The 23,507-nt window shown below is 73.3% G+C and carries 14 protein-coding genes; 4 read left to right on the top strand and 10 right to left on the bottom strand.

The genetic code is table 11. The features are described 5' to 3' along the window. Entirely contained in the window at positions 1-1,296 is a 1,296-nt protein-coding gene (locus tag ACWCYO_RS28315; RefSeq protein WP_449785785.1) for a molybdopterin-dependent oxidoreductase, read from the bottom strand. Between the two features lie 361 nt (positions 1,297-1,657). Further along, a complete protein-coding gene (locus tag ACWCYO_RS28310; RefSeq protein ID WP_449785772.1) occupies positions 1,658-4,198 on the bottom strand; it encodes a collagenase in 2,541 nt (846 codons plus the stop codon). A 249-nt stretch (positions 4,199-4,447) separates the two neighbouring features. Between ACWCYO_RS28310 and ACWCYO_RS28305 the strand changes: the two genes are divergently transcribed. Next, positions 4,448-5,026 carry a dienelactone hydrolase family protein gene (locus ACWCYO_RS28305; protein WP_449785771.1) on the top strand — a complete coding sequence of 193 codons (579 nt, stop codon included), beginning with the start codon at positions 4,448-4,450 and terminating at the stop codon, positions 5,024-5,026. A gap of 11 nt (positions 5,027-5,037) precedes the next feature. On the opposite strand, the gene ACWCYO_RS28300 is transcribed toward ACWCYO_RS28305, so the two are convergent. After that, positions 5,038-6,582 carry an IucA/IucC family protein gene (locus tag ACWCYO_RS28300; protein WP_449785770.1) on the bottom strand — a complete coding sequence of 515 codons (1,545 nt, stop codon included), beginning with the start codon at positions 6,580-6,582 and terminating at the stop codon, positions 5,038-5,040. A gap of 48 nt (positions 6,583-6,630) precedes the next feature. On the opposite strand from ACWCYO_RS28300, the gene ACWCYO_RS28295 reads away from it, so the two are divergent. Continuing rightward, complete coding sequence (locus tag ACWCYO_RS28295) at positions 6,631-8,157, top strand: IucA/IucC family protein (RefSeq protein ID WP_449785769.1); 1,527 nt, start codon at positions 6,631-6,633, stop codon at positions 8,155-8,157. A gap of 4 nt (positions 8,158-8,161) precedes the next feature. Further along, positions 8,162-9,004 carry a TauD/TfdA family dioxygenase gene (locus tag ACWCYO_RS28290; RefSeq protein WP_449785768.1) on the top strand — a complete coding sequence of 281 codons (843 nt, stop codon included), beginning with the start codon at positions 8,162-8,164 and terminating at the stop codon, positions 9,002-9,004. Positions 9,005-9,061: 57 nt separating this feature from the next. On the opposite strand, the gene ACWCYO_RS28285 is transcribed toward ACWCYO_RS28290, so the two are convergent. Continuing rightward, positions 9,062-10,612 (bottom strand): FAD-dependent monooxygenase, encoded by a 1,551-nt coding sequence (locus tag ACWCYO_RS28285; RefSeq protein WP_449785767.1) that lies wholly within the window; start codon positions 10,610-10,612, stop codon positions 9,062-9,064. Beyond that, positions 10,609-11,223: a PadR family transcriptional regulator gene (locus ACWCYO_RS28280; protein ID WP_270140393.1), complete on the bottom strand. Its 615-nt coding sequence runs from the start codon at positions 11,221-11,223 to the stop codon at positions 10,609-10,611. The genes ACWCYO_RS28285 and ACWCYO_RS28280 overlap by 4 nt, the downstream gene beginning before the upstream one ends. Positions 11,224-11,516: 293 nt before the next feature. Between ACWCYO_RS28280 and ACWCYO_RS28275 the strand changes: the two genes are divergently transcribed. After that, entirely contained in the window at positions 11,517-13,514 is a 1,998-nt protein-coding gene (locus ACWCYO_RS28275) for an aldehyde dehydrogenase family protein (RefSeq protein ID WP_449785766.1), read from the top strand. A gap of 199 nt (positions 13,515-13,713) precedes the next feature. Here the strand turns inward: ACWCYO_RS28275 and ACWCYO_RS28270 are convergent, their stop codons facing one another. The 5 genes from ACWCYO_RS28270 to ACWCYO_RS28250 all read right to left on the bottom strand — a co-directional run. Next, positions 13,714-13,914 (bottom strand): hypothetical protein, encoded by a 201-nt coding sequence (locus ACWCYO_RS28270; protein ID WP_270140397.1) that lies wholly within the window; start codon positions 13,912-13,914, stop codon positions 13,714-13,716. Between the two features lie 8 nt (positions 13,915-13,922). Next, positions 13,923-14,672, bottom strand: a complete 750-nt coding sequence (locus ACWCYO_RS28265) for an SRPBCC family protein (RefSeq protein WP_270140398.1) — start codon at positions 14,670-14,672, stop codon at positions 13,923-13,925. A gap of 16 nt (positions 14,673-14,688) precedes the next feature. Further along, positions 14,689-15,951, bottom strand: a complete 1,263-nt coding sequence (locus tag ACWCYO_RS28260) for a cytochrome P450 family protein (RefSeq protein ID WP_270140399.1) — start codon at positions 15,949-15,951, stop codon at positions 14,689-14,691. Positions 15,952-15,956: 5 nt separating this feature from the next. Then, the gene (locus tag ACWCYO_RS28255; RefSeq protein WP_270140401.1) at positions 15,957-16,172 is read right to left on the bottom strand and encodes an MbtH family protein; all 216 of its coding nucleotides are present in this window, start codon (positions 16,170-16,172) and stop codon (positions 15,957-15,959) included. A 3-nt stretch (positions 16,173-16,175) separates the two neighbouring features. After that, the coding region (locus ACWCYO_RS28250) for an amino acid adenylation domain-containing protein (protein WP_449785765.1) at positions 16,176-23,507 on the bottom strand (7,332 nt) is incomplete at its 5' end.

The following is a 23,507-nucleotide window of genomic DNA, read 5'->3' as shown; positions in this document are numbered from 1 at the left end:
TCACGTCCGGAAGGTCAGTCGACGGACCCACTTGGTGTTGTTCACGCCGGGATTGGCGGGGACGATGACGCGGGCCGGGTAGCCGTGGTCGAGCGAGAGGTCGGCCCCGTTGACGTGCAGGGCGAGCAGCGAGCGCGGTTCGCGGATCTGGTTGCCGCGCAGCACCACGGAGGCGTAGGGACCGGGCGGTTGGACCGACTCCACGAGCACGCTCGCCGCGTCCGGCAGACCGGCCAGCGCGGCCAGATCGGCGAGCCGCAGTCCGCTCCAGAGCTGGTCCTCGGTGGACCAGCCCTCCACGCAGGCGATCGGCAGCCGGGCCGAATGCCGCCCCATCGCCAGCAGTTGCTCCCGGGTGAACGCCTGTACCGGCCCGGCGCCGTGCAGCTCCAATCGCCAGTCGGGGCCGACCATCGCCGCCGAGACGCCCACGGAGGCGGCCGTCTTGTTGATCTGGAAGCCGTTCGGCCCCTCCTGCGGGTCGCGGTTGTGCGGTGCCAGCAGCGCGGTGGCCCGGAGCCGGCCGCCGAGGCTCTGCCCCGCGGTGACCGCGAACAGGACCAGGGACCCGGCGCCCACCAGCGCCAGCGCACCGCGCCGGGCGATCGTCGGTGGGGCCGGGGCCACCGCCACGAGGCCTTCGGCGTCCGGCGGTTCGGGCCCGGTGTCGGCGAGGCCGGTGCGCAGCTCCCGCAGCAGGGAGCGCGAGTTCAGGGCGCGGAGCATCCGGCCGAGTCTGAGGGCGACGTGGACGGCGAACGCGGCGATGAACACCCACGCCCCGTAGAAGTGCAGGGTGTAGAAGGATCCCGGGAAGACGTAGTGGAGCTGGATGTTGAGGATCCCGGTCGCGAACTCGAACACCGCCCCGCCGACCAGCATCAGCAGCGACAGTCGCTCCAGGGCGTGGGCGGCGCTGCGCGCGGGCGGCCATTCGAACAGCTTCGGGATCACCGACCACAGCTTGGCCAGCACCACCGGGACCAGGACGACGCCGAGCGTGACGTGGACGCCCTGGGTGACCCGGTAGAGCCAGGCCGGTCCGGCCGGCCAGTCGAAGAGGTAGAAGCCCAGCGGGCCCTTGCCCGGTGTCTGGTCGTTGAGCGGGCCGAGGCCGGGGTTGTAGGCGGCGTAGGACAGTGCCCCGGTCACGAAGAGGACCGGGATCCCGACGAGCAGGACCAGCCCGAACACCGAGGTCAGCCACGGCCCGCGGATCGGGCTGCGCCAGAACCCGGGCCGGAACGGTCCGGGCGGCGCGGGCACTCGCTCGAGCCGTTGCACGACCGCGGACATCCGGGCGCCGACCGCGGCACGGATCCGCCCGGGGATCCCGCCGAGGCGCCGCAGCGCCTCGGCGGCCCGCCCCGACCGGGACCGGTTCCGAGCCGTCACCACCGACCACCTCCAGCTGCCCAGGAACCCACGGAGTGCGGCCCACCGGTCCGCTGCCGAACGGGAGAGCCCGGGGTCGCCGGACAGCCAACCACCCCGGACGGAACGACCCCGGCGAAGCCTCACCGGACCGGCGGCAGGATCACCCGCATGGGTGTGCCGGGGGGAAACCGTCGTCAGGCGCCGTAGCGTCGCTGCCCGGCGGCATGCGCGCGGACGGCGGCCCGGAGCCGGTGCTCCGGGCCGCCGCGCTGTGGTCGGATCAGTACTGGGTGGTGATGGTCACGCCGCTGAAGTCGGTCTGGGCGTAGAGGCTGATGTAGCGGTAGCCCCCCGTGGTGTTGGTGACGGTCAGGCTCTGGTCGGTGGTGCCGTAGGTGGTCGAGCCGTCGGTGTAGTCGTTCGGCGTGGCCCAGCTGTCGGGGTTGTAGAGCAGGTACGCGGTGCCGGTGCCGCCGGAGCTGTCGATCTTCAGGGTGGTGGTGCCGGCCGGCAGGTAGATGTAGTAGTAGTCCAGGTTGCCGGCGGTCGCGGACTGGTTGGTGCGGGAGCAGTTCTTGTCCAGCACCCGGGTGTCGGCCGCGGTGCAGGCGGTGACGGCGCTGGCCGTGACGGACTGGGTGATGGTGTTGGTCTTCCCGTTGCCGTCGGTCACCGTGAGGCTGACGTCGTAGTTGCCGGCCGCGGCGTAGGTGTGCGCGGGGTTCTGGGCGGTGGAGGTGGCACCGTCACCGAAGTTCCAGGCCCAGGAGACGATGCTGCCGCCGCCGGACTCGGTCGACCGGTCGGTGAACCGGACGTCCAGGCCGGACGGGACGGCGCTGAAGGCGGCGGTCGGTGCGCCGCTCACCGCGCAGGCGCCTGCGGCGCAGGCGTCCAGCCAGGTGTTGAACTCGGCGTCGTACGCGGTGCCGATCGAGTTGTAGACCGCGTAGCCGCCGGTGTAGTCGCCGGTCCGGAAGTGGCCCAGCATGGTCTGGATGACGTCCGGGTGCTTCTCGACCATGAAGCGGACCGCCAGGTAGCCCCACGGGTAGGTGCGGGTGGTGTCGCTGTTGTCGTAGGTGTTCTGGAACAGCGTGCTGAGCGCGTAGGTGTGCTTGGGCGCCTCGGCCATCGCACCGGTGTCGGTGACGTTCCGGTAGGTGTAGGACACGTACTCGGCGACGCCCTCGATCCACCAGACGTCCGGCACGGAGATCTGCTGGGTGAAGTCGCCCTTCATGTCGAGCCGGCCGTCGAGGGCGTGGGTGTACTCGTGGTTGAGGTTCCAGATGCCTGCCGTGAAGCCGTCGTTGCCGTTCTGGTAGGTCAGCGAGATCGGCTGGTTGGCGGGGGCGGTCGGGTCGCCGATCAGCGTGATGCCGCCGTTGTTGGTGCTGACGCCGTAGATGCCGCCCGCGTAGGTCTGGTAGTCCAGGGGGGAGGCGAAGACCACCATCTGCAGCGAGTTCTCGTACTGGCCGGCGATCGGACCGTTGTCCTTGACCAGGTTGTGGAAGAACGGGTCCTGGTTCTGCAGGCTGGCGCAGACGGCGGCGAGATCGGCGGCGGTCAGGCTCTGCGCCAGGATGCTGTGGGTGGCGTCGCAGGTGTGGCTGACCGGCAGGGCGGCGGCCTTGAGCCGCGCCGGCAGGTCGCAGACGCCGTAGTACGAGCAGTTCGCCTTGTCGTAGAACGCGGCCATGCCGGCCACGCCGACCCACAGCGGCGCCGTCGGGCCGGTGATCGACGAGACGTCCATCAGGCCCTTGATCAGCGGCCGGACGGTGTTCACCAGCGCCGGGTGCTCGATGAACCGGGCCGTCTCCAGACCGGCGTTGGAGTCCAGGAAGGAGTTGTTGCCGCCGAGCATGCTCCGGTGGTTCAGCGCGAAGCTGTCGAGGGTGTTGATCAGGCTCGGGTCGGCGGTGACGGCCGCGACGTAGTCGGCGTTCTGGTGGCCGCGGAAGATCGGGGTGTACACGCTGTTGACGAAGTTCACCATGTACCAGGACGAGTCCCACGAGCTGTTGTACGCGTTCAGCACCCGCTGGTAGGTGTTGAGGTAGTGGGCCTGGAGGTTGGCGCTGTCGCTGAGGATCATCGCCTGGCCCGCGACCTGGCCGTTGCCCTCGTTGACGTCCAGGAAGTGCGGGCTGGCCACCAGGGTGTCCAGCGCGGCCTGCACGGCGCTGGTCAGGGTCGCGTCGTAGGTGCCGACGTCGCCCGGGTGGTAGTACTGCACGTAGAAGCCGGCCTGGAGGAAGTAGACCAGCTGGAAGACGCCGGTCGAGTTGTCGCCGGTGTACGAGGCGGCGGCGCTGCGCAGGCCGTCGGCCACCGCGATCATCTGGCTCTGCTTGAACACGCCGTTGGCGTCGCCGCCGGTGATGCGGAACAGCGAGCTGATGCAGTCGATGGTCGAACCCTGGACGTAGCCGACCAGGTCCGCGCCGGTGCGGCCGCTGAAGTCGGCCGGGGTGCAGGAGGTTTCGGCGGTGGCCTGGCCTGCCGCTGCTCGGGCCGGGGCCTTGGCGAGCTTGGGCTTCGGGGCCTGCGGCACGGCCGACTGCGGGGAGCGCGGCGGGAGTTGGGCAGGTGCGAGCCGGCCGGCCTGGGTCTGCGCGTTGGTGTCGAGACCGAAGGCGGTGCCGGTGGGGGCTATGCCGCCGAGGTGCGCGGGGCGGGGGGCCTGGCTCGCCTGCTGACCCGTCTGCACCGTGGGGGCGGCGAAGCTCGGGGCGGCTGCGAGGCCGGTGATGGCGGTACTTGCGGCGGCGAGCACGGCCAGTGCTCGGGGTAGCCGAAGTCGGTGACGCATCGTCACTCCTTGTGGGGGGTGGGGGGTTCGCCTCACGTACGTGCTGTGGAGGCGTCGCCTGGCACGGTGTCATGAACGCCCCATCCCAATCAATAGGGTGTGACATATCACTTTGAAATTGCAGTCGGCCCTTCGGATGCGGAGCGACAGCGGCCGCGGCACCCCGGGCCGGGCAACCGCCGGTGTCAGTACCGCGCGTCATACTCGTGCCGCGGCGCCGCCCGGGCACCGCGGCACGAGGAGAATGACATGGCTGAGGTGCTGGTCTTCCACCACGGACACGGATTGACCGCCGGCGTCCGCGAGTTCGCCGAGCGGCTTCGACGGGCCGGGCACCGCGTCCACGTTCCGGACCTGTTCGAGGAGCGCGTGTTCAGCCGGCTCGACGAGGGCATCGACTACGCCGAGAGCATCGGGTTCGGCACGGTCGTCGAGCGCGGGACGGCCGCCGCCGAGGAGCTGCCCGCGGAGCTCGTCTACCTCGGGTTCTCGCTCGGCGTGCTGCCGGCGCAGAAGCTGGCCCAGACCCGCCCCGGCGCCAAGGGCGCGCTGCTGCTGGAGGCGTGCCTTCCGGTTTCGGAGTTCGGCGGTGCCTGGCCCCAGGGCGTCCCCGTCCAGGTCCACGGCATGGACGGGGATCCGTTCTTCGCCGGGGAAGGCGATGTGGACGCGGCCCGCGCGCTCGTCGGGACGGCACCGGCTGCCGAGCTGTTCCTCTATCCCGGAGACAGGCACCTGTTCACCGACAGCAGTCTGCCCTCGCACGACAAGCACGCGGCGGCGCAGGCAACCCGTCGGGTGCTCGACTTCCTCGCCCGCATCAGGTAGCCCAGCAGGCCTCAAGGGTGGCCGACCAGCGGGTTGGGGACGGGGACGTAGCAGGGTTCGGTGCCGTCCGCGTCGATCCAGCGGGACAGCAGGTTGGCCTTGCCCGGGACCGTTGCCGCGGCGAGCAAGTTCTCGGCCGCCGGGAGGCCGAGCTCCTTGTCGCAGCGTTGGACCGCCTGCCGCGCCAGCGGCCACAGGGCCTCCGCGGCGGCGGGGAAGCGCTGGGTGAGGGCGTCGGCGATCCCGGTCAGGTTGTTGACGACGAGACAGTAGGTCAGGCGCTGCCAGGCGGCCTCCTGGGGCGTCGCGGGGATCGCCCTGGCGCCTTCGGCGTCGCGGAAGAGGGCCTGCACGGGCAGACCGTCCGGGCCGACGGCGATCAGCGTGTTCTGGAGGTGGCACTCCACGGCGATGCCGTGCCGGGCGTAGGCCTCCAGCACGGGCGGGACCACGCGGTCCAGGTAGGCCGACCACCACAGCAGCGGGTCGGTGAGGCGGTCGAGCGGATCGCCGTCGAAGCCCTCGGTGAGGGCCGCGGCCAGCAGTGCGGTGGCACCCGGGAGCAGGTGCTCGTCCAGGCCGTCGCGGACCAGGACGGGGAAGGTCTCCTCCAGGCCGCGAACCGTGCGGTACCCGCGTTCGCTCAGCCACGCCGCGGGGTCGCCCATGGCCCGGAAGGCCGCGGTGACCAGCGGGTCGGTGCGGCGCACGTGGCGCAGCTCGTGCCGGCGGATCCGCCGGACGTCGTTGGTGATCTGCACCTCCAGGCTGAACTTCAGGAACAAGTCCCCGGACGCCCCGGGGCGTTCGGCGCCGCCGGGGACGTGGACCGTGCGCACCGAGGCGGTGGCCCGGGCGTCCCAGGGCGTGTGGCCCAGGTGGACGAGGCGGCCCTCGGTGAAGGCGGCGCGCACCGCCGGCAGGTGGCGGGTGAGGTCGAACTGCCAGGGATGGACGGGGAGCAGCCGGTACCCGTCGGGTGCCCGGCCCAGGGTGTCCAGGGCGCGGGTGTCGCCGTCGTCGACCGCCGCGTCCTCGCGCACGCCCAGCAGGACGAGCGGGAAGCGGGCGTGCGTCTCCGGTGCGTAGCGCAGCCAGGAACCGGGCGGGCCACCGCCGCTGCGGGCCTTGGGGGCCGGGTGGTAGGGGTGGCCCATGACCAGGGCCTGCTCGGAGCGCAGCCACACGCTGTCCGGCGGGACGGCCCGGGAGCGGGCGGCGAGGAGGGCCTCGACGACCTCACGGCCGGCGGTCATCTCGGCGGCCAGGGCGGCGTTGGAGTGTCCGGTGACGGCACGCATCTCCTGGGCGGCGAGGTCGATCAGGCCACTGTGACGCACGGGTTGCCAGGTCGTGCCGGTCCAGAGCTCGGGTGCGCCGGAGCGGTGGCCGGTGCGCACGCGCAGCAGCCGGCCGGTGGCGCGCAGGCGGTGGACCGCGCGACCGGCCGCGGGTTCCGAGGCCGGTTCCGAGGCCGGCAGGGCGGCTTCCCTGAGCAGACAGTTGAGCAAGGGCGCCATGGCCAGGGCATCGGCTTCGCGGGCGAAAGTATTCATCGAGGAGCAGTATGTGTGGCGGTCGTCCGCCCGCGGTAGAACAACGGGGTGTGCGACACATCCGCCGAACGCGAGCTTGCCGAGGAACTGGAAAGCGTTCGACCGGAATTGACGTCCGCCTACCTCGCCGCCCTGCCCGGGGCCCGGGCTACGGTGCTGGCCCGGCTGTGGCGCGGGCTGGTCCATGAACCGCTGCCGTGGATCGCGGCCCGTACTCGCGGAAGTGCCGGGATCTCGATCCGACTCGCCGACGGGCGACGGCTGCACGGTCCGCCGTCGGATCCGTGGGCAACGGGGACTGCGGTCGCCGTCGTGGAGCTGGACGGCGTCCCGTACGACCATCCGGCCCGGCTGATGGCCGCGCTGCCCGTACCCGGCGGCGCCCCGTTCGCCGCCGAACTCGACCACAGCGTCGCCTCCTTGGCGCTCTCCCGGACGGCTCCTCCCGCGGCCGGGCCGCCGTCGGAGCCCTGGGAGTGGGAGCAGCGGTCACCGGACGGCCACCCGTACCACCCCACCTGCCGCTCCCGGCCCGGCTTCTCGGCCGCCGAGCAGCTGGCCTACGCCCCCGAACACCGGCCGGTGGTCGGTCTGCGGCTCGCGCCCGTGACGGGGGCGATCGTGCGGGGACCGTGGCCCTCCCAGTGGCGGGACGGGGACACCGTGCTGCTCCCGGTGCACCCCTGGCAGGCCGAGCACGTCCTCGCCGGCCGGCCGGTGCTGTCCGGCCCGCCGGCCCATCCGTTGCTGTCCCTGCGGACGCTCGCCCTCGACCGCCGGATCCATGTGAAGACCGCGTTGAGCGCCCGGCTCACCTCCCAGGTGCGGGACATCTCGGCCTATTCGGTGGACCACGCGCTGGCCACCTCCGAACTGGCAACCCGGGTCGCGGACCGGCTGGACGGCCGACTGCACGTCACCCGGACACTGGCCGCCGCCGGGGCGGGCACGCCGGAACTGGCGGCGGTCCTGCGCGAATCACCGTACGTCCACGCCGGGACGGACGAACAGGTGATCCCCGTGGCCGAGCTGTCCGGGCACCTCGCCTCCCTCAGCCCGCGCGAACGACGGGCGCGCATCACCGACTTCGCGCGGTTGGCCCTCGGCGTCTGCCTGGACCTGCTCGACCTGGGGGTGGCCCTGGAAGCGCACGGGCAGAACCTCCTCGCGGTGGTCGACCTGGAGCTGCGGACCCGGAGACTCGTCTACCGGGACCTCGCCGACATCCGGGTCAGCCCCGCCCGGCTGGTCCGCCACGGCTTCCCCGCACCCCCGATCACCGGCCGGCTCCTCGAGGACGACCCCACCGTCCTGCGCCGCAAGGTCCTCAGCTGTCTGATCACGGGCGCACTGGGCCCCCTCGCCGGGAACGCCGCGGAACTGGGCGACCTGCTCGACGCCGCCACCCGCGACCTCCCCCCGGCCCCCGACCTGCTGGCACTGCGGACGGAGCAACTGCCGGTCAAGGCACTGACGATGATGCGGCTCTCGCCGGCGGGCGACCACTGGGCGCTGCTGCCCAACCCCGTCACCACTCGATTCGCCGGTTCGTCAGCAGGTGCCGCGGAAAGGTGAACAGTTGTCCCAGCCCTCCCCCATCGAAGCACCCACGGCGTGGAACGGCCACGAACTCAGCGAGGCGGACTGGCTGATCCCGCTGCCACCCGCCTGCTCACGTGCGCTGGGCGGACGGCGGGAGCACGCGGCACCGGCACTGGCCGAGCTGGCCACGCGGGTCACCCAGCGGGTGCGGAACGGCCGCGGGTTCGTCGTCCTCCGAGGCCTCCCGGTGGACGGTCGCACCGACCAGGAGTGCGCCGCGATGTGTCGCCGGCTCGCCGCCTCGCTGGGCACCCCGAGGCCGGCGGACCCCGGTGGCCTCATCACCGTGGTCGACAACGCCGGACTGGGCAAGACCAACCTCGCCCTCACCCCGCACACCGACCGGACGCCGGCACCCCATCCGCCGAAACTGCTCGGGCTGCTGGCCGTACGGCCGGCGGCACAGGGCGGGGAGACCCTCCTGGCCAGCGGCCACACCGTGCACAACCGGCTGCTCACCGAGGATCCCTGGGCCCTGCCCCGCCTCCACCGGGACTTCCACTTCGGCCGGGGGGCCGGCTTCGACCGGCTCCGGCCCGTCTTCCAGCGGGACGGCGCCGAGCTGCGCGTGCACTACAACAGGCGCGGGATCGAACGCGCCCAGCACGAAGCCGGCGTGCCCCTGACCTCCGCGGAGCGGACGGCCCTCGACGCCGTCGACCGGATCCTGTCCGACCCGCGCACCCTCCTTCGCATCCCCCTGCGGCCGGGAGACCTCCTCTGGCTGGACAACACCGTCGTGCTGCACGGCCGCACCGCCTTCACCGACCCACCCGACCCGTCCGCCCACCGCTGCCTGGTCCGGGTCTGGGCGGACTGAGAAGTGCCGTGGCCCCGGCCCGAGTTCGGAGGCCGCCGGACCACCACGGCACCGGTGTCACGCCTGTTGCCCCGCCCGCGGTTCGGTGGCGATCCGACCCCGGCCGAACCAGCCCGCGAGGTTCTCCCGCAGCTCCTCCGCGGCTGCGTCCCCCGGTGTCGACGGGGCGCCGATCCACGCCGCGTGCCCGTCCGGGCGGACGAGGACCGCGTGGGCGCGCTCCAGGGCGGGCGGGTGGGTACGGGCGGTGGTGACCCGGTCCGCCCATGGACGGGCGGCGGCGGAGAAGGCGTGCGAGCTCGCCGAGCCGTCGAGCAGCAGTGCGCCGCCGGGCGACCGGGTCAGCAGCGCCGTGAGGCTGTCCTCGCCGTCCTGCCCCAGCGGGACGTCCGGCACCATCCGTCCCGCCCACGGGTGTCCGGGGTCTCCGGAGGCGGGGTAGCGGGTGCCGACCGCGGTGATCGCCTCGGCCAGCGGCCCGGCCGTGTCAGCGGACCCGGCCAGCTCGGCGAGCAGGTCGCGGACGGGGGCCAGGTGGTCCTCGTCCCCGTTCGCCTGGGCGAGCACCGCCTGCGCGCGGGTGTTGCGGAGCAGGCGTTCGCCGGCCGCGTGGCGCTCGTCGTGGTAGGTGTCGAGCAGCGTGGCGGCCGCCTGCCCGCGCGTCACCAGGGCCAGCTTCCAGCCCAGGTTGACGGCGTCGTCGATCGCCGCGTTGACGCCGATGGCGCCCGCCGGGGGGTGGATGTGCGCGGCGTCGCCGGCGAGTAGCACCCGGCCGGTCCGGAACCGCTCGGCGAGCCGCGCCGCGTCCCCGAACCGGGTCAGCCACAGCGCCTCGGCGATCTCGGCCCGGTGTCCCAGCGCGGCGTCGACCGCGCGTTGGAAGGAATCGAGCGGCACCGGCTCGTGCGGGTCCGCGGGCGGTGCGGGATCGGCGGTGATGAGACGGACGTAGCCGGGGCGCGGGATCGCGAACACCGAGCGGCCGTCGGGTCCGGTGTTGGGGCCGAACGAGACGGCCGACGGGTCGGCGAGGGTCACGTCCCCGAGCAGGGTGAACTTGCGTGCGGGTGTCCCGGGGAAGCCGATCCCGGCCGCCTTGCGCACCGTGCTGCGGCCCCCGTCGCAGCCGACCAGCCATCGGCAGCGCACGGTCGACGGGCCGTCCACGCCGTCCACCTCGACCGTCACGCCGTCGTCGTCCTGTCGCAGCCCGGTGAGGCGCCGGCCGCGGACCAGGCGCGCGCCCGACCCCACGGCCCACTCGGCGAGCAGCTCCTCCACGCGGGTCTGGGGGATGCCGAGGGCGTAGGGGTGCTTCGTGCGCATGGCGGCGAGGTCGAGGCGGGAGGGGCCGACGAAGATCGTCGTCGGGACGGTCGGCCCCTCGGCGAGGAAGCGGGCGGCGAGGCCCCGGCGGTCGAGCAGCTCCAGGCTCCGGGCGTTGAGGTTGAACCCGCGGCAGAAGCCGGGCGGTTCGGGCTCCCGCTCCAGGACCAGCGCCCGCACCCCCGCGCGCGCCAGCTCCCCGGCGAGCGTCAGCCCGGCCGGCCCGGCTCCGGCGATCAGGACGTCGACGACCTCGTCCTTCGACGCGCCGTCACTCATCGTCCGCCCCCTTCCGGCCAGGTCAGCGTCCCGCGCTCGATCTCGTCGGCGGTGCGCTCCACCCAGGCCAGCTCGGCCTGTGCCATGGCGGCGGCGTACTCGGCCTCGATGACGAACAGGCGCGGCGCGTTGTGCTCCTCGCGGGCCGCGCGGTAGCCCTCGGCGTCCTGCGCGATCCGCTCCCGCAGCGCGGCGGCCCGCTCGCGCAACGCCGCCGCGGCGCGGACGCGGCCCAGCGCGCCGAGGTATCCGACGGCGGAGAGGAACCGCGGGTACTCGGGTGAGGGCTCGCGGATCAGCTCGTCGAGCCAGTCGGTGAAGCCGTCCCGCCCGGCGGGGGTGTGGCGGTAGACGGTGCGGGCCGGACGGTTGCCGACCTGCTCGGTGCCGTCCGCCTCGATCCACCCGTCCCGCGTGAGCGCGCGGACGGTGTCGTAGAGCGATCCGGTCGTCAGCTTGAACGCTCGGTCCATGCCGCGCTCACGGAGCGCGGCGGCCATGGCGTGGGGGTGCATCGGCTGCTCCAGCAGTAACCCGAGTACGGCGAGGGCGAGGGCGTTGGCGGGGCGTTTCGGGGGCCTCTGGACGGCGGGGGGTTCAGGAGTGGGCACGGGGGCTCCAGTGCGTCGGCTCGGCGAGATACTTGGTGTCGATTACTTGGATCCGAGCATATGCTGCCGCGATACCGGGCGCAAGGGTGTGAGCCCTGGGAGCGGGCGCGAGCACCGCACCCGCCCCGGCTCAGCAGGCGCTGGAAGGTGCGCCGACGGTGGGCGGGGTGACACTGGCCATGGCTCGAGCACAGGCAGGATTGGTTGACAACGCCAACCATTGAGCCTACCGTCGAAGGCATTACTTGAGATCTTCAACCATCGAAGATCTCAACTCGTTCTGGAGCACCACCATGACCGCCGCCCTCTTCGTCGTCACCGGAGCCACGCACTGGACTCTCGCCGACGGCACCATCCACCCGACCGGCTACTGGGCCGAGGAGCTCGCCGAGCCGCACCGCGTCTTCCGCGAGGCCGGCTACGAGATCACCATCGCCACCCCCGGCGGTGTCGCGGCCACCGTCGACCGCGGCAGCCTGACCGCTGCGGCCAACGGAGGCCAGGAGCGGGCCGATGACATCGCCGCGTACCTCGACTCCATCCGGGCCTCGCTCACCAGTCCCGCCAGGCTGGAGGACGTCGACCCGGACGCCTACGACCTGGTCTTCTACCCCGGCGGCCACGGCCCCATGGAGGACCTCGCGGTCAACGAGGCGTCCGGCCGGATCCTCACCCGCACCCTCGACTCGGGCCGGCCGCTCGGCGTGGTCTGCCACGCACCGGCCGCGCTGCTCGCCGCGCGCCGCGCGGACGGCAGCTGGCCCTTCGCCGGCTACCGCATGACCGCGTTCACCAACGCGGAGGAGACCGCGGCCGGCCTGGCCGACCGCGCCGAGTGGCTGGTCCAGGACCGTCTGGTCGAGCTCGGCGCCGACTTCGCCGAGGCCGCCCCCTTCACCCCGCACACCGTCGTCGACCGCAACCTGTACACCGGGCAGAATCCGGCCTCCTCCGCGGCGCTCGCCCACCGGCTGGTCGAGGCCCTCGCCACCGACGCCGGCACCGTCGTGAAGCGGCTGCGCGCCACGTTCCGGTCCGGGCGCACCAAGCCGCTCAACTGGCGCCTCGGCCAGCTGCGGGCCTTGCGCTCGCTGCTCACCGAGCAGTCGGAGGCTCTCCTGGCCGCCCTCAACGCCGACCTGGGCAAGGGCGCCGCCGAGGCGTACCGCACCGAGGTGGCCTTCACCGTCAACGAGCTCGATCACACGGTGAAGCACCTGGAGGAATGGCTGCACCCGAAGCCGGCCGCCGTTCCCGACGCCTTCCTTCCGGCCGAGGCCCGGGTGGTCCGCGACCCGCTCGGCGTGGTGCTGATCATCGCCCCGTGGAACTACCCGCTGCAGCTGGCCCTCGCCCCGCTCGTGGGCGCCCTGGCGGCCGGCAACACCGCGGTGGTCAAGCCCAGCGAGCTGGCCCCGGCGACCTCGGCGGCCATCGCCCGTCTGCTGCCCCGCTACCTCGACCCGCAGGCCGTCGCCGTCGTGGAGGGCGCCGTCCCGGAGACCACCGCACTGCTGGAGCAGCGCTTCGACCACATCTTCTACACCGGCAACGGCACGGTCGGGCGCATCGTCATGGCGGCCGCGGCCAAGCACCTCACCCCCGTCACCCTCGAACTCGGCGGCAAGAGCCCCGTCGTGGTCGAGCCCGGTGTCGACCTGTCCGTGACCGCGCAGCGGATCGCCCGCGGCAAGTTCCTCAACGCCGGCCAGACCTGCGTCGCCCCCGACTACGTACTGGCCATCGGCGACACCGCCGCCGCACTCGAGGCCGAACTGGCCGCCGCCGTCCGAGCGACCTACGGCGACGACCCGGCCGGTGACCCCGAGTACGGGCGGATCGTCAACGAGCGCCACTTCGACCGTCTCACCGCTCTGCTCGCCGAGGGACGCGTCGTCACCGGCGGCGACCACGACCGCGCCACCCGCTACCTCGCACCCACCGTGCTCGCCGACGTCCCGCCCGCGGCTCCCGTGATGCGGGAGGAGATCTTCGGACCGATCCTGCCGATCATCACCGTGCCCGACCTCGACGCGGCGATCGCCTTCATCAACGAGCGCGACAAGCCGCTCGCGCTGTATGCCTTCACCGGATCCGACCGCACCAAGCAGCGGCTGGCCGCGGAGACTTCGTCCGGTGCGCTCGTCTTCGGCCTGCCCGTGTCGCACCTGGCGGTCCCCGAGCTGCCGTTCGGCGGCGTCGGCGAGAGTGGCATGGGCCGCTACCACGGCGAGTACTCCATCGACACGTTCAGCCACTCCAAGGCGATCCTCGACAAGCCGCTCGGCTGAAACCGCAGCGGCACTCTCGGACACCGTCGGAACCGTCGGGCTTCCGAGTGACGACTGTGATCAGCGCGTCCGACCGCCTCTGGTGCGCCGGATCCCTGGAGGCCAACTACCTGGAGGTGGGCCCGAGTCCGCCGCGCCCGACCGAGGCCGCTCCGGAGGCCGGCCCGGGCGCGGTGCCCGGGCCGGCGGCTGGGGCGGGCTACCAGCGGCCGCGCGGCGGCGTCGGGTTGAGCTTGGCGGCGAGTGCCGAGAGGAAGGTCGGGAGCTTGTCGACCATGGCCTTGGGGACCGGGGTGGTCTGGACGGTGTCGCGCCGCACGTCCTGGACGACGAGCGTGTAGGTGCCGTTCTCCTCGACGAGTTCGGCGGCGTAGAGCAGGGTTGCGGTTGAGGTTTCCATCGCGGGTCCTAGGCTTGGGTGTCGTTGAGCCAGGCGTTCCACGCCTTGGTGGCCCGCTGCTCGTCGGCGTCCTCGGCGAACAGGTGGTGGCCCAGCCAGATCGGCACGTTCCAGGTGCTGCCGTTGAAGAACCGGTAGAGCGCGTCCGGGCCGCGCAGGCCGACGAAGTCGGCGCTGAGCCAGTCCACGACCACCTCCCGCGAGCCGCCGTCCGTACCGGGGAGGTCGAGCGTCAGCCGATCGCCGACGGCCACGTCCGCGGGGAGGCCGAGGCGGCGGCGCAGGGCGGCGAAGTCAGCCGGGTCGGCGGTGGGTTCGGGGCGCTGGGCCCTGACGTAGACGGCGGGGCGGCCGGCGAAGTGCCGGAGGTACTCGGCGAGGGCGTGCTGGTAGAAGTCGACGTGCTTCTCGGCCGCGTCCGACTTGGCGTCCCACCGCCAGGCGTCGTCGACGACGCCGGTGTGCACCCAGTGGATCCCCATCCGCAGGTGGCTCGTGCCGCCGTCGACCCGCTCGATCTGATAGCTGAGCGTGTTGGAGAACCCGCCGTCCTGGGTCGCCCGCACGGCGAAGTGGTGCGGCGGTTCCCACGCCACGACGGTGGAGTCGCCCCGGGTGGCCCTTCCGCCGACGCGCGGCTCGACCTCCATCGGGTACAGCCAGCCGAGGTTGCCGGCGCCGGTGGCGACCGCGGCCCAGACCTGCTCGGGCGTGGCCGGCAGGTCCTGTTCCCGGCGGACCTCGAACTCTCGGGTCATGATCAGTTCTCCTTCGTCATCGTTCAGTTGTGAGGTAGGTGACCGGGAGGGCGCTCAGCCGGCGTTGCAACGGGTTGGGCTGCCAGTCGAGCGCCGCCTCGTCGGCCAGCCGCAGCTGCGGCAGCCGACGGACCAGTGTGCCGATCGCCACCTCGGCCTGGAGCTTGGCCAGCGGGCCGCCGAGGCAGAAGTGCGGGCCGTGACCGAAGCTCAGGTGCCGGTTGTCGAGGCGGGTCAGGTCGAGCCGGTCCGGGTCCTCGAAGCGCTCGGGGTCGCGGTTGGTCGCGGCGAGGAACAGGTACGCCAGCTCGCCCTCCCGCAGCGTCCGCCCGCCGATCTCCAGGTCCTCCGCGACGACCCGGACGATCGCCTGGGTCACCGTGTCGTAGCGGGCGAGTTCCTCGACGGCGCCCCGGATCAGCCCCGGGTCCGCGCGCAGCCGGGCCAGCTGGTCGGGGTGGCGCAGCAGGGCGAGCACGCCGTTGCCGATCAGGTGGGTGGTGGTCTCGTCGCCGGCGGTGATCAGGACGAAGCAGGTGGACAGCAGTTCGGAGTCGGTGAGCCGGTCGTCCTGCGCCTGGGTGGCGACCAGGGCACTGATCAGGTCGTCGCCAGGGTCGGTCCGGCGCCGGCGGACGAGCCGGGCGAGGTACTCCTCGTACTGCCCGATCGCCTCCTCGGACTTGTCGATGTCCTCGCTCAGCCGGCCGAAGCGGCGGAACCAGGTCTCGACCTGCGGGAGGTCCTCCGGCGGGATGCCGAAGAGCTCGCAGACCACGGACATCGGCAGCGGGGCGGCGACCGCCTCGATCAGGTCCATGGCCGGGCCGGCCTGGACGGCCCGGTCGACCAGCTGGTCGACGATCCGTTGGATGCCGCCGCGCAGGGCTTCGACCCGCCGGGCGGTGAAGGCGCGGTTGGCCAGCCTGCGCAGCCGGCCGTGATCCGGCGGGTCGGTGTTGGTCATCACCCGGCCGAGCCGGTCGGTGAGGCGGCTGAAGGCCTTCAGGTCTCCGCCGAGCGCGGCGTAGGCGTGGGTCATCCGGTCGCGGTCGTTGGAGAGCCTCAGGTCGCCGAGGGCGGCCTCGACGTCGGCGTAGCGGGTGAGGTACCAGATGCCCTGGGCGCTGCGGTGGACCGGGTCCTCGCGGCGCATCCGGGCGTAGAACGGGTACGGATCCCGCCGGGCCTCGGGGGTGAGCAGGTCCGCGGCGAGGTCGTGGGGCGGGGCGAGGCCCGCGGTGGAGCGGGCCTCGTCCGTGGTGTCGGTGAAGGTCACGTCGGCTACCGCTGGGCGTCCATGGCCTCGGCGAGGCTCCTGGGCCGCATGTCGGTCCAGGACTGCTCGACGTGCTCCAGGCAGGCGGCGTGGGTGTCGGGGCCGTGGGCGACGGTCCAGCCGTCGGGGACGTCCGCGAACTGCGGCCACAGCGAGTGCTGGTTCTCGTCGTTGACGAGCACGAGGAAGGTGCCGTCCTGGTCGTCGAAGGGGTTGGTCATGGGTCAGTCCTCCTGGTGGGAAAGGGTGGTGCCACCGGTGTCACGGGTGTCGCCGGTGGCCTCGGCGAGCCTGGCGGCCAGGATCGGGCCGATCTGGGCCAGCGAGCCGGCCTGGGTCATCCGGTCGTGCCGGGTGGTGACCTGGTGCGATTCGATCCGGCCGGCGACGTAGGGGCGCCAGGTCTCGGGTCCGGCGTTGTCCTCGGCCCGGTCGATGGTGGAGTTGAACAGCAGCAGGTCCCCGTCGTACCTGCCGGGGACGAAGTCGACCGCCAGCTTGGCGTTGTTGATCATGATCTGGACGATCACCTCGACCTGCCGCTCGTTCAGGCCGGCCAGCGCGCTGCCCCGCCGGTTCAGCACCTCGGCGACCTCGGCGTAGGTGATCTCCCGGTCGCCCAGTTCGTCCGGGTCGACGTCGAGCACCCCGACGAGCACGTCCCGCACGGTGGGCACCGGAGCCACCTCGAACTGCACGTCCTTCACCGGGTAGGCGTCGAGGACCGCCAGTAGCGCGGTCCGCTCGCCGCGCGCCTGCAGCTCGCAGGCCAGCGCGTGGGCGATCAACCCGCCGGCGGACCAGCCGAGCAGCAGGTACGGGCCCTCCGGCTGGATCTTCTGGACGTGGTCGGCGTAGTCGGCCGCCATCTCCTCGACGGACGTCGGCAGCGGTTCGGGCCGGCCGAGTCCGCGCGCCTGGATCGCGTACACCGGGTGCTCGCGGCCGACGTGGTTCAGCAGCCCGCTGTACGACCAGCTGATGCCGCCGCCGGGGTGGACGCAGAACAGCGGTGTGCCGGTCCCGGTCGAACGCAGCGGCAGCACCACGTCCAGCGCGTCATCGGGGTCGTCCATGGCCAGGCGTTCGGTGAGCCCGGCCACGGTCGGTGCCTCGAACAGCATCCGCAGTCCCAGCTCCAGGCCGAGGGTCTCGCGGACCCGGGAGGCCAGCCGGGCGGCCAGCAGCGAATGCCCGCCCAGGTCGAAGAAGTCGTCGTCGATGCTCACCTGCTCCCGGCCGAGGACCTCGGCGAACAGGCCGCACAGCAGCTGTTCCTGTGGTGTCCGGGGGCCGCGCCCGGCGTCCGACGCGCCGTACTCGGGGGCGGGCAGGGCGGCCCGGTCGAGCTTGCCGTTGGCGGTCAGCGGCAGCGCGTCCACGGTGACGAACGCCGCCGGCACCATGTAGTCGGGCAGTTCGCGGCGCAGCCGGCCGGACAGCTCGGCCGTCTCGGGCGCACCTTCGGGGGCGGGCACCAGGTAGGCGACCAGCCGCTTGTCGCCCGGGCGGTCCTCGCGGGCGACCACGGCCGCCTGGGCGACGCCCGGGCAGCCCGCCAGGACCGCCTCGATCTCTCCGGGCTCGATCCGCAGGCCGCGCAGCTTGACCTGGTGGTCGGCGCGTCCGGCGAACTCCAGCGTGCCGTCGGGCCGCCACCAGGCCAGGTCGCCGGTGCGGTACATCCGGCTCCCGGGCGGCCCGTACGGGTCGGCGGTGAAGCGTTCCGCGGTCAGGCCGGGTCGGCCGAAGTAGCCGCGGGCCACGCCCGTCCCCGCCAGGTACAGCTCGCCGACCAGGCCGGTCGGCACCGGTCGCAGCCGGTCGTCGAGCACGTAGGCGCGCATGTTCGCCATCGGTCCGCCGATCGGGACGGTCGCGGCGTCCTCGGGGAGGGCGCGCACCGGGTGGCAGGTGGCCAGGGTGGTGGCCTCGGTGGGCCCGTAGCCGTTGACCACCTCGATGCCGGGGCAGGCCGCCAGCACCCGGGCGGCGGCGGCCGGGGAGACGATGTCGCCGCCGGTCCACACCTCGCGCACGCCGCCGAGCAGCCCCGGGCGCTCCTCGGCGACCAGTCGGAAGAGTCCGGCGGTCAGCCAGAGCCCGGTCACCCCGTGGGTGGTGATGGTGTGCTGGAGCAGGTCGAGGTCGAGTCGCTCGGGCGGTGCGACCACGATCCGGCCGCCGTTCAGCAGCGGCACCCACAGCTCGTAGGTGGAGAGGTCGAAGGCCGTCGGGGAGTGCATCAGCACCCGCTCGTGTCCGCCGCCGCGCCATTCGGGGGTGAGCGCGTGGCCCACCACGTCGCGGTGGGTGACGGCCACGCCCTTGGGCCGCCCGGTCGAGCCGGAGGTGTACATGATGTACGCCAACTGAGCCGGGTTGCACGGGACTTCGAGGCCGGCCGGGTCGGGCTCGGACTGCAGCAGCGCGGTCAGCGCCTCCTGGGTGAGCACCAGCGCGGCCCCGCTCTCCCGCAGGATCAGCTCGATCCGGGAGGAGGGGAAGCGCGAGTCCAGCGGCACGTAGGCGCCGCCCGCCTTGATGATCGCCAGGATCGCCACGACCAGCTCCGCCGAGCGCTCCAGCAGCACCGCGACCGGTGTCTCCGACCGTACGCCCTGGCGGACCAGGGCCCGGGCGAGCCGGTTGGAGAGCCGGTCCAGTTCCCGGTAGGTCAGTTCGGTGCCGGCCGCCACGACGGCCACCGCCTCCGGGGTGGCCAGCACCTGACGGGCGAACAGCTCCGGCACCGCGGCCTCGGGCAGCTCGGCCGCCGTGTCGTTGAACCCGTACAGCAGCCGGTGGCGTTCCGCGTCGGACATGACGTCGATCCGGCTGATCGGCCGGTCCGGGTCGGCGACCGCCGCCCGCAGCAGCCGGGCCCAGCGGGCGAACAGCAGCTCCACGGTGGCCGGGTCGAACAGGTCGGTGGCGTACTCCACCGCGCCGACCAGGCCGTCGGGGCTGGGGGCACCTCCCGGGCCGCTGGGCCCGGGGGGACCGTCGGGGCGGAACCGCTCGGCCAGGCTGAAGGTCAGGTCGACCCTGGCGGTGCCGGTCGGCGCCTCCAGGTGGCCGGTCTCCAGCCCCGGCAGGGCGAACTCGCCCAGCGGCGCGTTCTGCAGGGCCAGCATGATCTGGAACAGCGGGTGGTGGGCCAGCGACCGCGCCGGGTTGACCACCTCGACCAGGTGCTCGAACGGCACGTCCTGGTGGTCGTACGCGGTGAGCGCCTTCTGCCGTACCCGGCCGAGCAGTTCGGCGAAGCCGGGGTCACCGCTCGTGTCGGTGCGCAGCACCAGGGTGTTGACGAAGAAGCCGACGAGCTCGTCCAGCGCCTGGTCGGTCCGGCCGGCGATCGGGCTGCCGATCGGGATGTCGGTACCGGCGCCGAGCCGGGTGAGCAGCGCGGCGAGGCCGGCCTGGAGCACCATGAACATGCTGGCGCCGCGCGCGGCCGCCAGGTCCCGCAGGGCCTGGTGCAGTTCGGCGTCCAGCCGGACCACCACCCGGCCGCCCCGCTGGGAGGCCACCGGCGGCCGCGGCCGGTCGGCGGGCAGCTGGAGCCGCTGCGGCACGCCCGTCAACTCGCCCTTCCAGTAGTCCAGTTGCCGGGCGAACAGGCTGTCCGGGTCAGCGGCGTCGCCGAGCAGGTCGCGCTGCCACCGGGAGTAGTCGGCGTACTGCACCGGAAGCGGGGACCACTGCGGCTCCTCGCCCCGGCGGCGGGCCGCGTAGGCCGTGGCGAGGTCACCGGCGAGCGGGCCCATCGACCAGCCGTCGGCGGCGATGTGGTGCACCACGACCAGCAGCGCGTGCCGATCGGGGGCGAGCGCGTACAGCTCCGCCCGGACCGGCGGCTCCGCGGCCAGGTCGAAGCCGAGTCGGGCCGTCTGCGCGAGCCGTTCGGCCAGCCGGCTCTCGTCGAGCTCGACCACCGGCAGCGCCGGGTGCGCCTGCTCGGCGGTCAGGACGACCTGGTACGGCACGCCGTCCGTCTCGCGGAAGACCGTCCGCAGGCTCTCGTGCCGGGCGATCACGTCCGCCAGCGCGGCGTGCAGGGCCGGGCGGTCGAGTTCGCCGGTCAGGCTGAGTGCGAGCGGCATGTTGTAGGTGGCGCTCGGCCCGTCCATCCGGTGCAGGAACCACAGGCGGCGCTGGGCGAAGGACAGTGGGACGCGTTCGGGTCGCGGCCCGGCGGTGAGCGCGGGCCGCGCCGTTCCGGAGCCGTCCAGGCGGGCCGCCAGTCCGGCCACGGTCGGGGTCTCGAAGAGGGTGCGGACCTCCAGCTCCGCGCCGAGGGTCGCCCGGACCCTGGAGGCCAGCCGGGTCGCCAGCAGCGAGTGCCCGCCCAGGTCGAAGAAACTGTCCTCGACCCCGACCTGCGCCAGCCCGAGCACCTCGGCGAACAGCTCGGCGAGCAGCTGCTCCTGCGGGGTGCGCGGCGCCCGCCCGATCGCGGCCGAGCCGAGGTCGGGCGCCGGCAGGGCACGGCGGTCGAGCTTGCCGCTGGCCGTCAGCGGCAGCACCTCCAGCGCGACGAACGCGGACGGGACCAGGTAGTCGGGCAGCCGGCCGCGCAGCCAGTCGCGGAGTCCGCCGATGAGGGCGCCGGTGCCCCGGCTGCCGGTCGGGCGGTTGGTCAGCGAGGACAGCGGCCTGCCGGTGGTCCCGGCCGACCGGTACGCCTCGACCGGGGAGGCCACCACGGCCCGCGGGTCGGCGAGGACGACGTCCACGGTGTCGGACGCGGTGGCCGACCAGGTGACGCCCACCCAGCGGTCGAACTCCCGCCCGAGGGCGTGGAAGTCCTCCGGGTCGGGAAGGTCGGTCTCCTCCGGGGCGTGCGGCCGCTCCAGCAGCTCGGCGAGCGAGCCGCCGTCGCCGTCCTGCACCGCCCGGGCCAGGGCGGCCTCGCGCAGCACCCGGCGGTTCGGCACTCCGGTGATCCGCAGCACCCCGGCGGGCGGCTCGGCGAGCAGCTCGCGCAGCTCGGCCGAGCCCGCGAGCTGTCGCCCCCACTCCAGCTCGACCGTCCGGTCCGGTTCCGCCGGAACGACCGGGGCCTTGTGCAGCGTCACGTCGTAGCGGTAGCGGGTCAGCTCGTTGTGGTGGCGGGCCCGCTTGACCTCGACGGCCACCGCGCCGATGTCCGCGCCGCGCTCCCGCAGGACGGTGAAGAACTCCGGGTCGACCAGGAGTTCCTTCTCCACCCGCACGGCCTGCTCCACCGCGCGGCGCACCGCCGCGAGGTCGGTACCGGCGGTGGCCCGGTGCAGTTGGACGGCCGTGGCCAGCGGGCGCAGCAGCCGCAGGTTCCGCACGTCGCCGATGAACAGCGCGCCACCGGGGGCGAGCAGCCGCATCAGCCTCTCGACCACGTCCGCGAGGTAGTCCGCGGACGGGAAGTACTGCACCACCGAGTTGATCACGATGGTGTCGAACTCCCCGGCCGGCAGCCCGTCGGTGTCGTGCGCCGGGCGGGTCTGCAGGGCGACGCGCCCGGACAGGTCGGGCTGCCGGGCCACCTGGGCGGCCAGCGCGTCGATCGCGGTGGCGGAGAAGTCGGTCGCCCAGTAGCTCTCACAGTGCGGTGCGACCTGGGAGAGCAGCAGACCGGTGCCGACGCCGACCTCGAGCACCCGGCGCGGGCGCAGCGCCAGGATCCGGGCCACGGTGGCGTCCCGCCACTCCCGCATCTGCTCGACCGGGATCGGGCTGGCGTCGTAACTGCTGTTCCAGCCGACGAAGTTCTGGCCGAACGCGGCTTCCTCGGGGGCGATCGGCAGGGCGTCGTAGATGTCCCGCCACTCGCCGACGTGGTCGGCTTCGAGTCCGTCGTCCCGGGCGGTGTCCTGGCGCGGGACGACGTAGCCGATCAGCCGGTCGTCCTGGGCGAGGACGGCGGCCTGCGCGACGGCGGGGTGCTCGGCCAGGGCGGTCTCGACCTCGCCGGGCTCGACCCGGAACCCGCGCACCTTCAGCTGGTCGTCGGCGCGGCCGACGTACTCCAGCTGGCCGTCGGCGCGGAAGCGGACCACGTCACCGGTGCGGTACATCCGGGCACCCGAGGCGTCGAACGGGCAGGCGACGAACCGCCCGGCGGTCAGGCCCGGCCGGTTCAGGTAGCCGCGGGCCAGGCCCGCGCCCGCGACGTAGAGCTCGCCGGGCACGCCGGGCGGCACCGGTCGTAGCCGCTCGTCCAGCACGTACACCCGGGCGTTGACGATCGGCCGGCCGATCGGCGGCACGCCCGAGCCGGGCGCGAGCGGGTCGCTCATGGTCGCGCAGACCGTGGTCTCGGTCGGGCCGTACGCGTTGACCATCCGGCGGCCGGGCGCCCAGCGGGCGACCAGCTCCGGCGGGCAGGCCTCCCCCGCCACGATCAGGTTCGACACCGTCACCGAGTCCTCCGGCAGGGCCGCGATGACGGACGGGGGCACGGTCGCGTGGGTGACCGCGAGGCCCGGGTCGGTCAGCGCGGCGACCGGGTCCGCCGCCGGGGGCAGCACCAGGGTGGCGCCGCGCAGCAGGGCGGTGTAGATCTCCGACACCGAGGCGTCGAAGCTGGGAGAGGCGAACTGGAGCACCCGGCTGTCGGGGTCGATCGCGAAGCCCTCGATCTGCCCGGCGACCAGGCTCGCCACACCACCGTGGGCGACCACGACGCCCTTGGGGCGGCCGGTGGAGCCCGAGGTGTAGATCACGTAGGCCGGGTGCCGGACGTCGAGCGCGACCTCCGGGTCGGTCTCCGGCCAGTCCGATACCTCGGCCACCATCGCGGGATCGTCGACCAGCAGCGCCGGACGGGCGTCCGCCAGCATGAAGTCAATCCGCGCCCGCGGGTACGCCGGATCCACCGGCAGGTACGCCGCCCCGGCCTTCAGCACACCCAGGACCGCCACCACCGCCTCCACCGACCGCGGCAGCGCCACCGCCACCAGCTGCTCCGGACCCACCCGGCGGGCGACCAGCGAGTGCGCGAACCGGTTCGCCCGAGCGTTCAGCTGACGGTACGTCAATTCGGTGTCACCGCAGACCAGCGCGACCGCATCCGGCGTCGCCGCCACCTGCGCCGCGAAGGCCTGTGGCACCGGGACGGCGCCCACCTCGCGGTCGGTCGCGTTGCCCCGTTCCAGCAGCCGGTGCCGCTCGTCGGCGTCGAGCAGGTCGATCCCGCCGATCGGCCGCTCCGGGTCGGCGGTGACGGCCTCCAGCAGGAGCGTCCAGCGCCGGATCAGGGCGGCGACGGTCGGGCGGTCGAACAGGTCGGTGGCGTACTCGACCGCGCCGACGATCCCGGCCGGGCTCCCGTCCGGACCGAACTGCTCGACCAGGCTGAGGCCGAGGTCGAACTTGGCGGTTCCGGTGGCCACCGCGTAGGTCGCCACCTCCAGCCCGGGCAGCGAGAACCGGCCCATCGGCGCGTTCTGCACGGCCAGGATGGTCTGGAACAAGGGGTGGTGGGACAGCGACCGGGACGGGTTCAGCACCTCCACCAGGTGCTCGAACGGCACGTCCTGGTGCGCGTACGCCGACAGCGCCGTCTCCCG

The organism is Kitasatospora sp. NPDC001683 (assembly GCF_053596495.1).
This window is presented reverse-complemented; position numbering and strand designations above follow the sequence as displayed.

What these genes read in the sequence shown, in the direction of transcription:
- ACWCYO_RS28315 (WP_449785785.1), bottom strand. Translation starts at nt 1,296, where the DNA reads ATGTCCGCGGTCGTGCAACGGCTCGAGCGAGTGCCCGCGCCGCCCGGA.
- ACWCYO_RS28310 (WP_449785772.1), bottom strand. Translation starts at nt 4,198, where the DNA reads ATGCGTCACCGACTTCGGCTACCCCGAGCACTGGCCGTGCTCGCCGCC.
- ACWCYO_RS28305 (WP_449785771.1), top strand. Translation starts at nt 4,448, where the DNA reads ATGGCTGAGGTGCTGGTCTTCCACCACGGACACGGATTGACCGCCGGC.
- ACWCYO_RS28300 (WP_449785770.1), bottom strand. Translation starts at nt 6,582, where the DNA reads ATGAATACTTTCGCCCGCGAAGCCGATGCCCTGGCCATGGCGCCCTTG.
- ACWCYO_RS28285 (WP_449785767.1), bottom strand. Translation starts at nt 10,612, where the DNA reads ATGAGTGACGGCGCGTCGAAGGACGAGGTCGTCGACGTCCTGATCGCC.
- ACWCYO_RS28275 (WP_449785766.1), top strand. Translation starts at nt 11,517, where the DNA reads ATGACCGCCGCCCTCTTCGTCGTCACCGGAGCCACGCACTGGACTCTC.
- ACWCYO_RS28270 (WP_270140397.1), bottom strand. Translation starts at nt 13,914, where the DNA reads ATGGAAACCTCAACCGCAACCCTGCTCTACGCCGCCGAACTCGTCGAG.
- ACWCYO_RS28265 (WP_270140398.1), bottom strand. Translation starts at nt 14,672, where the DNA reads ATGACCCGAGAGTTCGAGGTCCGCCGGGAACAGGACCTGCCGGCCACG.
- ACWCYO_RS28255 (WP_270140401.1), bottom strand. Translation starts at nt 16,172, where the DNA reads ATGACCAACCCCTTCGACGACCAGGACGGCACCTTCCTCGTGCTCGTC.